Source organism: Kiloniella sp. EL199, from assembly GCF_900313065.1.
Classification (GTDB): domain Bacteria; phylum Pseudomonadota; class Alphaproteobacteria; order Kiloniellales; family Kiloniellaceae; genus Kiloniella.
The window spans coordinates 472,448-484,045 of sequence record NZ_OMPU01000010.1 but is presented as its reverse complement, the minus strand read 5'-3'; the positions used below and the strand labels follow the sequence as shown (position 1 = coordinate 484,045).

Genomic DNA, 11,598 nt, shown 5'->3' with positions numbered 1-11,598 from the left:
TTTACCTTAAATTTTATGTACTTACCAAAATTAGATATTCCTTTGGTCCTTCCTGAAACAAATTCCTTAAATTCATCGTTTCCTCAAAGTGACAATACAACTATCTTCAAGTAGAAAATGCACATACCCACCAGGAACAGGCTACACGAAATCCAAGGCTTGGAACGACATGGAAACCATCGACTATTATTACTCTACACGCTCTAATTTCACCTATCTTGGTGCCGCGCGTTTGAATGCTCTGGCGGAAAAGTATAGCCGCAAAATTGTTCATCGCCCCATCATATTGTCAGTCACAATGCCTGCTATTGGCGGCTTGCCCTTTGATGATCGTCCGACGATGTTGCGAAATTATGCCATGAACGATGCGCTCCGTTGGGCAGAGTATCTTGGCATTTCATTACAAAGAGAGCCAATCCACCATGATGGCCCCATAGAGCTACCTTCCGGCATTGTCATCGCCGCTCAACGTGCAAAAGATCGTGGAGAAGCGGGAGATCTTAATTTACTCAGCCTCAAGGTCGTGGAAGCACTTTGGCGGGATGATCGCGATATTGCCAATGAAAAGGTCATCACTGAACTTTGTGAAAGTGCAAGCTTTGAAAACCTGCCAAACCTGATCGAAGAAGCTCTTTCACCAGCTGTTCAGGCTGAACTGGAACGCAACTGCCGGGAAGCCATTATGCGCGGTGTGATTGGTGCCCCAACATACTTTGTCGATGGTGAGAATTTTTACGGACAGGATCGACTGGACTTTGTCGAACGCGCCCTCGAAGCTCTATAGAAAAGGCTTATAGAAAAACAAAACGAAGTAATGGTTCAGACTGGCGTTTGCAAACGCGGATTCCAGTCTTCGACCTCCAGACGCGACAAACGCTTCCGCGCCAACTCTTGCCAGTTACTCGCCAATTCCTTCAAGGATGCCAGCGCCTGCAAGTTTTCCAGATTGAGCATATCAACATAGAGAACATTTTGAATTCGCAACAAACTCCAATCGGGATTAGGCTGATCAATCAAAGTTAACTCATCCCCCTGTTTGACACTTCCCTCTTCCAAAACACGGTAATACCAGCCTGTACGTCCAGATTTTTGAACCGTCGCGGCCATCTTGGGGAAAGCAAACCGAACATTAAGTTTCCAACAGGGTTGTCGTCCTTGCGCAACCTGAACAGTCGCAGACCCAAAACGAAAGACATCCCCGATGCAAACATCTTTTTCCTGTAATCCGGTTGTCGAGATATTTTCGCCAAAGGCCCCGACTTGCAGCACAGCAGGATCAATTTGAGGAAACTCATGCATCCAAGCACTATAATGATCACGTGCATAGTGATGCAACGCTTTTTCCGGACCACCGTGATGTCTTGGGTCAGCCTGCTCGTCATCAACAAAGCCCAGATTTGTCACTTTCAAAGAGCCTGAAACAGGCTTCTTCGCTATTGCACTTGGCTGTCCCTTAGGCCCAAAGGGAACGGATTTTCCCGTAAGAATAGTCTCAAGAATATAGCTTTGATTAGCCATGAGTGGAGCCTCAATTTCAGATATTAAGATACAGCAGAAGCGAGAATTTAGTCAGAAGGCTTTAATTGAATCAAGATATAACAAAGGCTTGAAATTCATTTCCAAGCCTTTGTTTCACATATAATATTTAAGTATTGTCTCTAGGGTGCCCAGATCAGGAGTTTTTAGCAGGTTCAGTGTCTGTAAAACGAACGGGTTTTCCTTGTGGATCACCAATCAACTCGCCGTCTTTCATAACAACAGATCCACGGATGATTGTTGCCATTGGCCAGCCCTTAACCGTCACGCCTTCGAATGGAGACCACCCACATTTATAGGCAAGCCAATCTTTGCTGATTGTTTCTTCTTTGTTCATATCAACAATCGTGAAATCAGCATCAAATCCACAAGCGATACGCCCCTTACCCGCAATATTATAGATCCGCGCAGGGCCTGAAGCCGTCAGATCAACCAAACGCTCAAGCGATAAGTTCCCTTTATTTACATGATCCAACATCAAAGGCATAAGGGTTTGCACGCCCGGCATACCAGATGGAGACGCAGGATAAGGCTTTTGCTTTTCTTCCAGAGTATGAGGCGCATGATCTGATCCAAGTACATCAACAATACCTGTACGAATACCTTCCCACAGACCAAGGCGGTGCTCTTCATCACGAATTGGCGGGTTCATCTGAGCGAAAGTACCAAGTTCTTCATAACACCCCGGCGCACTGAGTGTCAGATGCTGTGGTGTCGTTTCAACCGTCACAAGATCTTTGTTTGCCGCAAGGATTGGCATTTCATCCTTGCTGGTCACATGCAGCACATGCACCCGACGGCCTGTTTGGCGCGCAAGTCGACAGATCCGGGTTGTTGCCAGAACGGCCGCTTCCGGATCTCTCCACACCGGATGCATTGTTGGTTCTGCGCCATCACGCACGAGTGCAAAACGCTCTCTCAGACGGTTTTCATCTTCGGCATGTACCGGGCAGCGACGTGTCCCGTTTTTCAGAACTTCGACCAATAACCCCTCTTCTTCAACTAAAAGACTTCCGGTAGAAGACCCCATGAAGATTTTAATCCCGGCACAGCCTGGAAGTTTTTCCAACTCCCCCAGCTCATCCACATTCTCTTCGGCAGCACCGATAAAGAAAGCATGGTCCGTCCAGGCCCTGTTTTCACAACGGGCCAGCTTGTCAGCAAGCTCCACAGGACCAAGGGTATTAGGATTTGTATTCGGCATTTCAAAGATAGCCACAATACCACCCAACGCCGCCGCAGCGGTACCACAGGCCAGATCTTCCTTGTGTTCAAGTCCGGGTTCACGAAAATGGACTTGGGTATCAATAGCCCCCGGCAAAACATGTTGCCCTGTCGCGTCATATTCTTCCATAGACGTTGCGCCTTTGAGGTCACCAAGAGCGACAATACGCCCGCCCTTCACACCGACATCAATTTTCTCGGTCCCATTCGGCGTAACAACATCGCCGCCCTTAATGATCAGGTCGTAGCTTTCGCTCATGAAGCAATCCTTTTTTCTTGCGCTAAAAGTTTATCAAAGAGGTCGATGTAATTATGCACACATGCCTCTTCGGTATAGTCTTTTTGATAGGTCTCAAAGCCAGCTGCCGTCAGGCGTTCAACCAAGTCCTTCTCGTCCATAACCCGGGAAATTGCCACAGCCATCCTCTTATGATCATCAACAGGTACCATAAGTGCATCATGATTGTCAGTGGCCATCTCTTCCGGTCCCGCTGTCCGCGTTGTCACCAACGGCGTTTTTGTCGCCCACGCCTCAATCATAACCGAGCCAAAGGGTTCAAACCGCGAGGGGAAAACGCAAATATCCGCCGCCGCCAATAAAGCACCACGATCATTGCGCCAGCCTAAAAACCGAACGCGATCCAGCACACCCAGATCTTTTGCCAAGGTCTCCAGTTCTTCCCGTAAAGGTCCCTCACCCGCAATCCAGACATAAGGTCGGGTTTCTATTTCCACCGCACGCAACAAGGTATCAAAGGCTTTATTTTCGTGTAGTCGTCCCAAAGACAGCAGGACAGTCGCATCATCGGGTGTGTTCAGATCAAATCTGGAAACAGGAAGAGCATCCGCCTCAACAGAAGCAAAATTCGGAACATGGTGTGATTTTTCCGCTGGCCATCCAACAGATGTCAAATAATCCACAATATCTTTGGTATTTCCAATAAGATGATCGCAATTTTTATAGTTCTTGAGCTTGTAATACCCACCTAAACGGGCAATGTGCAAGAAATCACCTTTGGGGCACAGGGACGTGGCTCTGTTCATAAAGGTCATAACCACATCAGGTTTGAACTCTTTGATTTTCTGCTTTAACCTTTTTTTGGTTTTAAAATCAAAAAGCTTACCAAAAGGAAGAACCAGTGTTTCAATACCTGCAGACTTGAACAAATTCACACGGTTGTCATTTTGCCGAAGAGCGGCCTGGGTTTCAATACCAGCACGATGGAGAGCGAGCGTTATATGTGTATAGAAGGTTTCAGCTCCACCTTCTCCCCCTGCTCCCAATACCAATAGGACCTTCACCTTGTTGGTTCTCCCCGGTTAAACCCAGCCATATAATTCACCAAATCACTCATGAGCTCAAATCCAGGATAAAAGCCCCGGAATTAAAGTATCCTCTTTACCGGAAATATTTATAAAAACAAACTGCGACCCGATAATTAAATGGAAATGGTAAAAAAATAATATGGTTTAATATAAAAAATGATCCTTGTGACCAAATTGCGACCAGAGCACAAAAACATATTCTTAAAAAAATATTTCCGCTAAACTATTACACTATAAGGTTTTCACAAGGCTATTTTCAGATTACATCCTTAGCAACACGATTCACCCCGAAAGTGTGCTATTCTTGCTGTTTAGAATGCTGGCCGTTTTGCGATTTTTAGAAAGCTCACTGCTTTCATAGATATCTGTGCACCCAGTTAATCTGGTCAAAAACTAACAGTGTGTTCGAACATACAAACTAACATGGCAAAAGCATGACAGTTGAGCGCCCTGACATAACAACCGAAGACCCTGACCTTGTCGCCTTTGAAAATGCGGCAAATGTTGGAAACTCTGAGCCAACACCAGGGAACCCCAAACGTGTTTTAGTTATCAAACTGTCAGCCTTTGGCGATTTCATTCTCTCCATACGGTCATTTCAAGCCATTCGGGCGTATCACCCAAACGCAGATATCACTTTATTGACCACTAAACCCTATGTGGCACTCGCCAAAGCCAGCGGCTGTTTCAACTCTGTCCTTACAGACAAGAAGCCAAAGATCTATGAAATACCATCTATCTTAAAGCTTCGGAAAACGCTGCGTTCGCACAAATTCGATCGAGTGTACGATCTACAACGCAATGAACGCACAGGTTTTTACTACAAACTATTTCCAGCAACAAAACCGGAATGGGTTGGAAATGTTCGAGGATGCTCACATTATTATGAAAAGCCAACCGAAGGCATTTTCCACATTTCTGTCAGAGAAAAAGCGCAACTTGCGATCGCCGGGATTACAAATATAAAACTTCCGGATTTGTCGTTTATCAAAGCAGATGTCGAGGATCTGGCTCTACCAAGATCCTACGCACTTCTTGTACCGGGTGGGGCTCCTCATCGCCCTGAAAAACGTTGGCCTGTTGCCCGTTATTCCGAACTCGCTGATCATATGACCCACTTGGGAATTACGCCGGTTATTATAGGCACAAAAGCAGAGCGCACAGAATGTGAGCGGATCAAAAATTCATGCTCTGCCGCTGTTAATCTCTGCGGGAAAACCAGTCTGGAGCAAATCGCCGTTATCGCGAGAAAAGCCCAATTCTCTGTGGGAAATGATACCGGACCGATGCATCTGATTTCAGCCGCAGGTTGCCCCGTTGTTACTCTTTTCTCGAATGCCTCAGACCCAAATAAAATCTCACCTATTGGCCCTGATGTAGAAATAATCCAGGTTGACGATTTACAGAATCTTGAACTCGCAAGAGTCACCACGGCCTTGCCAATGGAAACATCACGCACATAACATCGAAGAACAAAACAAGTGGTCAGGACTTCAACTGCTCTGCTTCGTAACGCGCCTTTATATGAGAAACCATAGGATAAAGTGCTGCAAAAGTTGCGATGAGAAAACCATATCCCCCTTCCCGGTATCCTTTCCGGCGAACAAAGCAACGCCAAAAACGGCTTAAAATACGCCGGGCATTATGCGGCATGGTTCCAATCTCGCCACTATCAATCAAATCTTTTGCTCTGGCTGTCGTATAAGAGTCAAAACGCCTGATCATATCGGAAATATTGTTATCCACATAATGGACGAGTCTGTTTTCCAGTTTCACGCCTCTACGCGTTCCTTCTTTCCAGTGCAGCTTAGGGTGTACCCGGTCATTCCCCCAACGCTTAACACCTTTTCTGCACAAACAAGAAGCAGACGCTTTTCCAAACTGGGCACCCCATCCATATCGAACCAGATTACCGCCGATATAATTATCAACAGGAATTAAATAGTAATCAGCATCATCCCGTTGAATAGTTGACCTGATTTCTTGAGCCAATTCAGGGGTAATATGTTCATCAGCGTCAATTTCCAGAACCCATTGCCCACGACACATATTATTGCCCGTATTGCGCCGATCGCCCTCTATCGGCCAGCCACCTTCAACAACACGATCTGTGTATTCCAATACAATATCTTTTGATCCGTCCGTGCAACGATCGAGAACAACAACAATCTCATCACAGAATTTAACACGCTCAAGACAGTCACGAATACGCGCTTCCTCGTTATGAATAACAAGCAGTGCTGATAGTTGAATATCATCTAGAGGCATATCATTTTCAATCAACATATATATGTCCTATATACAGGCGGAAGCTTTTATCAAACGGGGGCAATGTTATGCCCACGGTTATAGAGCTCCTCTGCCGCAGTAACAACTGTATCCACGGAAAGGGATTTCATATAACTCTCGGCACCATGCCTATAGTCATAATCTGGATGATTAATAATTTCTCGATAGCTTTCTGGTGTACGCACACAAGCACAGTCCCCCCCCCAAGGATGATAACGCCATTCAGGGCTGGGGCCGAATAATCCCAGCGTTTTTACTCCAGCAGCGGCAGCAAGATGCATCAAACCAGAATCATTGCCCACAAAAAGATCACAACGCTTCAAACAAGCTGCTGCTGTAACCAAATCATGCCCGATAAGATCAACCACACGACTTTCCGGCAAAGAAGTTAACAAGGATGCAATTTGCTCTCTTTCATGTGGCGCAGCAAGTATCACAAGACGCGCGTCAGGAAGAAGACCATCGGGCCGGATCAAAGTTTGTATTAATTGGGAAAAGTTCTCTACTGGCCATTGTTTACCGCTCCAATTTGCAGCAGGTCCTACGGCCAAAACTTTAGCGCCATCAGGGATAAATTCCACAGCTTTTTTTTCGTGACTATCATCAGTCCAAATAACCGGAGAAGGAGGTTCCACACTATTGAGTACTCTTGACAGCTCAACAACACGATGAACTTGTCCATCTTTCGATGAGTGAATCAATCGACGTTTTGCTGCAAGAAAATAACTGATACCTGTCCCGCGCATATCAACAACAACATCCCAACGTTTTTTGACACACCGCCCCCACAATTTAAACCAATGAGCATGGTATTTTAACTTTGAGACAGGAATGATTTCTTCCAGACCGGGTACCGCCTCGTACAAAGAAGCTACAACATTCCCGGTTGCGACAGTGACTTTTGCACCAGGGTATTGATCTAACATAGAGTGCAAGACGCCATTTGATAAAACAGCATCACCAATTCTGTTAGAGGTAATAAAAAGTATTCTCAATGCAGCTATTCCAGCAATGTACCTAAATAAGTTTCAGATGATTTATAGTAAGCTTACTCTTTCATCAACACTTCTAACAGCTTATATATCACACTAAATATTTCAGATCGGATAGTTATTCACCCATAACAATTCCCTAAAAATACCATTTATTGTGTTCAAAAAATAATCGACCATAGAGATTGAAAAGAAAATGAATGATATTGTTGCAATAAAACTTGAACATCGAACTGTCCTAAAGCTGGCTGGCGACGAACTCATTCCCTTTTTGCAAGCTGTCGTTACGCAGGATATCAGTCAGGTAACGCCCACCAAGTCTGTCTGGTCTGCCTTGTTAACGCCGCAAGGTAAATTTCTTCACGATTTTTTTGTGACATCATCCCTCAATGGTGGTCTTTTCCTCGATTGTGAAAAAGAGCGAGCTCCAGATCTTTTACGACGTCTTAAGCTCTATAAAATGCGCTCTAAAGCAACATTAGAACTAACAGACAATCACTACACGGTCCTTGCATTACAAGGTCATGATTTAGATAAAAAATTTGAACTTTCGCTCAAGAAAGGTTCGAGCAAAGAAACTTTTGGCGGTTGTGTTTATATAGACCCTCGTCATCAGGCCATCGGCGCAAGAGCTATTATTCCCACAGAGAACCTTGCTGTATTCATGAAAGAGTACGATCTTACAGAAGGTACTCTTGCGGGCTATGATCAAACAAGGGTTGCACTTGGTATTCCCGATGGCAGCCGTGATCTTGAGGTTGAAAAGTCAATATTGCTTGAAAATGGTTTCAATGAACTCGGGGCGATTGATTGGGACAAAGGCTGTTATATCGGTCAGGAACTTACAGCCCGCACCAAATATCGTGCTCTCATCAAAAAACGTCTTGTGCCTGTAACCTTAACAGGCCCATTACCTCTAATAGGCTCAGACATTACAAATGCGGGGAAAAATGTCGGTGTCTTAAGATCACTTTATGGAAATCAGGGACTAGCGACATTAAAAATTGACGCACTCGGTTCTGATCAATTGCTTTGCAATGAAGCAATTGTAACCCCCCAACTTCCTGACTGGATAGAAATCACTTCATGAAAAAGCTTGATCAAAAATTCAAGCAAAACCCGGTAACCGACACCGATGCCTCCTCATTAATCAAGTTGATAAAATTTTGCTATGAGGAGTATAAAAATCAAGGTGTTATCTTCGATATACAGGAAGAAACAGAACTTCTGAAACCTGCATCTCATTTTGCTGCTCACAATGGCAAGTTATTAGGTATCCGGTCATCATTCGATCCAGAAAGCTTAGTCGCAGTTTGTGGTTTTACACAATCAGAACCTCGCTTATCGGGCACTAGGAAAATGGAGTTTAAAAAGCTCTATGTTTCACACGATTACCGGGGACATGGCCTTGCACAATATCTGGTGAATGAAGTCATAAAAGAAGCCCGCCATAGAAATATTGCGGAACTATTTCTTTGGACGGATTCACGCTTTACCAAAGCACATCAACTCTACAAAAAGCTAGGTTTCATCAAGCAGAATAAAACACGGAAATTATCAGATAAGAGCAATTCAGAAGAGTTCTGTTATTGTTTACATATAAAATCGACGAAAGTCTCAATGACCTGACGCATTGGAAATCAGATTAAGGATCAAAACACCACCTATAATCATCCCGATCCCGATAATACCGGCCAGATCCATTTTCTCACCGTAAATGATAATGCCAAATCCGGCGGTCAGGACGATGCCGGCACCTGACCATACAGCATAGGTCACACCGATGGACAACTGCCTTGTCACGATAGACAACAGATAAACCGCTATCAAATAACCAACAATCGAGACCGTCGTCGGCAAAGGTTTTGTAAAGCCGTCCGCTGCTTTTAACGAAAGCGTGGCAACGACTTCGCTCACGATTGCAATTGCCAAAATAAAATAAACGGACATGGATTTTAGCCTTTAGGTGAAAGATAGGTCAGAATATGAACTCATCCTCTATTTAGATCATAAAGAGATCTACAGAGCTAGTTTGTTTGCGGCACTTCAATCCAGTTTTCAAGGAAAGTTTTTAAACCAGAAATATCCGGCCACCCGGCCACTACTTCAATATGCATCTGTCGAGCGCGTTCCCGATCATGATCAGGTAAGGAACGATAGCTGAATATAGCCGTTTTACTCGCTGGTGCGCCTAAATCTTTTAGCCAATCCAGTTTGTAGAGCATTGTACTCGACGGCCCCGAGGGATGAGAATTGGGGCTAAAATATCCGGTCTTGCACTCAATAAGATAGAGACGATTATTACAAAGGAACGCAATATCAATTTCGTTCCGCGATCCTGTTGGTGCCTCAATATTAACACCGCTGACAATATCCCCAATCTGCACCGGATAATTTTGTTCTGCCCATTGACGTTTAAGCTGATTAATAACCCCATAGCCATAAAGCTCAAACCAGCCACCTCTCAAAAACCTGGCTGTCTCCTGCCCTCTGAAAACCAAATGTTGCTTTTTCCATTCAAGAAATCCAGTTTCACAAAAACAATCGACCATATGCATAAAGCTATTATTTTTACGCAATTTATGTGAAACAGGGCCTGCTTGGTAATAGCCCTTCATTTCTTTTGCTCTGCTCATATACCCGTTGAAAGCACCAATAACCTGCGAAAACTTCTTCGCATTTTTGGCCATGTTTTCCCCAAGTCGCACCTGCTTTTCGCTGAGCATGTGGCGAACGGGGTTCGGTGGAATAATTTTAAATCCGTTTCCCGACAAAACATCTTCGAGAGACGCGTTATCAGGGATATCAAAGGCTGATTTTGCCGCACCACTTAGCCACACAATCCGATCATTTTTTGAATCAACCAAGAATACAGGCAGGTGATTGCGCATAAAAACTGATACAGCTGCCAGGCTAAGTGCTTTACCTCCACCAGAAGCATTAAGAACAGCCAACTGTTTTTCATCAGGAGAAAGAGTTTCGAACACAGCAGAAATTTGACCAATCAGGGAAGAAATCTCCACGGGGTCAAGTCCTTCATCTATGGTGTGGATATCAACGATAATCTTATGATCGACAAGCGCTTCTTTGAGATAACGGGCCTGTTCCAAATGACGATTATCACAAAGGAGCAACACTCGTTTAGGAGGAAAAAAACGACTTTCCGCTATCGTCGCCAGTGCCGGGTTAAGATTTGGCAAGCTGGTATCAGACACCAGACAAATATGGACAGGACCGGATCTAGTCTCTGTCATCCCGTTGTCGAAAACCCAAGTTGGCTATTTATCGTCCCTAACACTTCAAAGGGAGAACATAAATCCAAATTATCCGGCAAAAGCTTTCTCTGCTGGATAAAATCAAGGCCTTTACGGCCAAAATTGTCTTTCAATCCCTCAAACAACCAATGTTGAGCCTGTTTTTGACGCTTGTCAGCAAGCACCCCCTTTCCCTGCATCCACTGATAGTGTTCACCAAGAGTAGAAATAAAATCTTGCACGCTATCCTGATTATTATTGGTTTGATTGTTTGTTGCCTGACTGCTGGCTGAAACAGATAAAACTTTGACACCCCATTCATCCGAATGCGTGGAAGCCAGGGACAATGCCCCCCGTAAATCTGCTTTTGCGCGTTCCGCCGCTTCCCCCAAATCAGCCTTGGTTACCAAGGCGATATCAGGAATTTCAGCAATCCCGGCCTTCATAAACTGCAAAGAATCACCCGATCCCGGTTGAACACAAAACACAATGCTATCCGCAACACTGGACACATCTGTTTCTGACTGCCCTACGCCAACTGTTTCAATTAAGACAATATCAAATACGGCACGCATTAAAACCATTGCAGCTGTTGTATGATCAGCCAACCCGCCCAATCGCTGTCGCGCTGCCATTGATCGAACAAAAACACCTTGGTCTTCCGGCTCCGTAGAGAAACGAACACGATCCCCTAGAAAGGCCCCACCAGATTGTTTTGATGAAGGGTCAATTGCAATGACACCAACCGTTCGTCCTTGCTCGCGATAGATTGAAATCATTTCGGATAGCAAAGTCGATTTGCCAACGCCAGGCGGCCCCGTAATACCAATGACCTGCGCACAAGGTTGCGCATAACATTCACTCAAAAGAGGTAGCATTTTTTCATAGGATTGCTCCAACCCGGAAAGTGCACGTGAAAAATCCAGTTTCCGGCCTTGCCGAAGCGATGCCAAACCCGGTGTTACACATTCAACCAT

Annotated in this window: 12 protein-coding genes; 4 read left to right on the top strand and 8 right to left on the bottom strand. The window is 44.8% G+C overall.

From position 1 onward, the window contains the following. Nucleotides 1-169: 169 nt before the first annotated feature. Entirely contained in the window at nt 170-784 is a 615-nt protein-coding gene (locus D9A03_RS10695) for a 2-hydroxychromene-2-carboxylate isomerase (RefSeq protein WP_120497168.1), read from the top strand. A 35-nt stretch (nt 785-819) separates the two neighbouring features. Here the strand turns inward: D9A03_RS10695 and D9A03_RS10690 are convergent, their stop codons facing one another. The 3 genes from D9A03_RS10690 to D9A03_RS10680 form a co-directional block, all read right to left on the bottom strand. Beyond that, on the bottom strand, nt 820-1,518 hold the full coding sequence (locus tag D9A03_RS10690; protein ID WP_120497167.1) for an MOSC domain-containing protein: 699 nt from the start codon (nt 1,516-1,518) through the stop codon (nt 820-822). 154 nt (nt 1,519-1,672) lie between these two features. Further along, the gene (locus D9A03_RS10685) at nt 1,673-3,019 is read right to left on the bottom strand and encodes a dihydroorotase (protein WP_120497166.1); all 1,347 of its coding nucleotides are present in this window, start codon (nt 3,017-3,019) and stop codon (nt 1,673-1,675) included. After that, nucleotides 3,016-4,062, bottom strand: a complete 1,047-nt coding sequence (locus D9A03_RS10680; RefSeq protein ID WP_120497165.1) for a glycosyltransferase — start codon at nt 4,060-4,062, stop codon at nt 3,016-3,018. The genes D9A03_RS10685 and D9A03_RS10680 overlap by 4 nt, the downstream gene beginning before the upstream one ends. A gap of 458 nt (nt 4,063-4,520) precedes the next feature. On the opposite strand from D9A03_RS10680, the gene D9A03_RS10675 reads away from it, so the two are divergent. Beyond that, nucleotides 4,521-5,549, top strand: coding sequence for a glycosyltransferase family 9 protein (locus D9A03_RS10675; RefSeq protein ID WP_120497164.1), 1,029 nt, complete (start codon nt 4,521-4,523; stop codon nt 5,547-5,549). Nucleotides 5,550-5,571: 22 nt separating this feature from the next. Here D9A03_RS10675 and D9A03_RS10670 read toward each other — a convergent pair whose 3' ends face one another. Further along, complete coding sequence (locus tag D9A03_RS10670) at nt 5,572-6,372, bottom strand: glycosyltransferase family 2 protein (RefSeq protein WP_254055024.1); 801 nt, start codon at nt 6,370-6,372, stop codon at nt 5,572-5,574. A gap of 32 nt (nt 6,373-6,404) precedes the next feature. Next, nucleotides 6,405-7,370 carry a glycosyltransferase family 9 protein gene (locus D9A03_RS10665; RefSeq protein WP_120497163.1) on the bottom strand — a complete coding sequence of 322 codons (966 nt, stop codon included), beginning with the start codon at nt 7,368-7,370 and terminating at the stop codon, nt 6,405-6,407. 193 nt (nt 7,371-7,563) lie between these two features. Between D9A03_RS10665 and D9A03_RS10660 the strand changes: the two genes are divergently transcribed. Both D9A03_RS10660 and D9A03_RS10655 read left to right on the top strand, forming a co-directional pair. Further along, on the top strand, nt 7,564-8,457 hold the full coding sequence (locus D9A03_RS10660; RefSeq protein WP_120497162.1) for a folate-binding protein YgfZ: 894 nt from the start codon (nt 7,564-7,566) through the stop codon (nt 8,455-8,457). Next, on the top strand, nt 8,454-8,996 hold the full coding sequence (locus D9A03_RS10655; protein ID WP_120497161.1) for a GNAT family N-acetyltransferase: 543 nt from the start codon (nt 8,454-8,456) through the stop codon (nt 8,994-8,996). Before D9A03_RS10660 ends, D9A03_RS10655 begins: the two co-directional genes overlap by 4 nt. On the opposite strand, the gene D9A03_RS10650 is transcribed toward D9A03_RS10655, so the two are convergent. The 3 genes from D9A03_RS10650 to D9A03_RS10640 form a co-directional block, all read right to left on the bottom strand. Next, entirely contained in the window at nt 8,985-9,317 is a 333-nt protein-coding gene (locus tag D9A03_RS10650; protein WP_120497160.1) for a multidrug efflux SMR transporter, read from the bottom strand. The two genes, D9A03_RS10655 and D9A03_RS10650, sit on opposite strands and share 12 nt — an antisense overlap. A gap of 77 nt (nt 9,318-9,394) precedes the next feature. After that, nucleotides 9,395-10,621: a Card1-like endonuclease domain-containing protein gene (locus tag D9A03_RS10645; RefSeq protein ID WP_120497159.1), complete on the bottom strand. Its 1,227-nt coding sequence runs from the start codon at nt 10,619-10,621 to the stop codon at nt 9,395-9,397. Beyond that, entirely contained in the window at nt 10,618-11,598 is a 981-nt protein-coding gene (locus tag D9A03_RS10640) for an ArgK/MeaB family GTPase (RefSeq protein ID WP_120497158.1), read from the bottom strand. The genes D9A03_RS10645 and D9A03_RS10640 overlap by 4 nt, the downstream gene beginning before the upstream one ends.

What these genes read in the sequence shown, in the direction of transcription:
- D9A03_RS10695 (WP_120497168.1), top strand. Translation starts at nt 170, where the DNA reads ATGGAAACCATCGACTATTATTACTCTACACGCTCTAATTTCACCTAT.
- D9A03_RS10690 (WP_120497167.1), bottom strand. Translation starts at nt 1,518, where the DNA reads ATGGCTAATCAAAGCTATATTCTTGAGACTATTCTTACGGGAAAATCC.
- D9A03_RS10685 (WP_120497166.1), bottom strand. Translation starts at nt 3,019, where the DNA reads ATGAGCGAAAGCTACGACCTGATCATTAAGGGCGGCGATGTTGTTACG.
- D9A03_RS10675 (WP_120497164.1), top strand. Translation starts at nt 4,521, where the DNA reads ATGACAGTTGAGCGCCCTGACATAACAACCGAAGACCCTGACCTTGTC.
- D9A03_RS10670 (WP_254055024.1), bottom strand. Translation starts at nt 6,372, where the DNA reads ATGTTGATTGAAAATGATATGCCTCTAGATGATATTCAACTATCAGCA.
- D9A03_RS10660 (WP_120497162.1), top strand. Translation starts at nt 7,564, where the DNA reads ATGAATGATATTGTTGCAATAAAACTTGAACATCGAACTGTCCTAAAG.
- D9A03_RS10655 (WP_120497161.1), top strand. Translation starts at nt 8,454, where the DNA reads ATGAAAAAGCTTGATCAAAAATTCAAGCAAAACCCGGTAACCGACACC.
- D9A03_RS10650 (WP_120497160.1), bottom strand. Translation starts at nt 9,317, where the DNA reads ATGTCCGTTTATTTTATTTTGGCAATTGCAATCGTGAGCGAAGTCGTT.
- D9A03_RS10645 (WP_120497159.1), bottom strand. Translation starts at nt 10,621, where the DNA reads ATGACAGAGACTAGATCCGGTCCTGTCCATATTTGTCTGGTGTCTGAT.
- D9A03_RS10640 (WP_120497158.1), bottom strand. Translation starts at nt 11,598, where the DNA reads ATGGTTGAATGTGTAACACCGGGTTTGGCATCGCTTCGGCAAGGCCGG.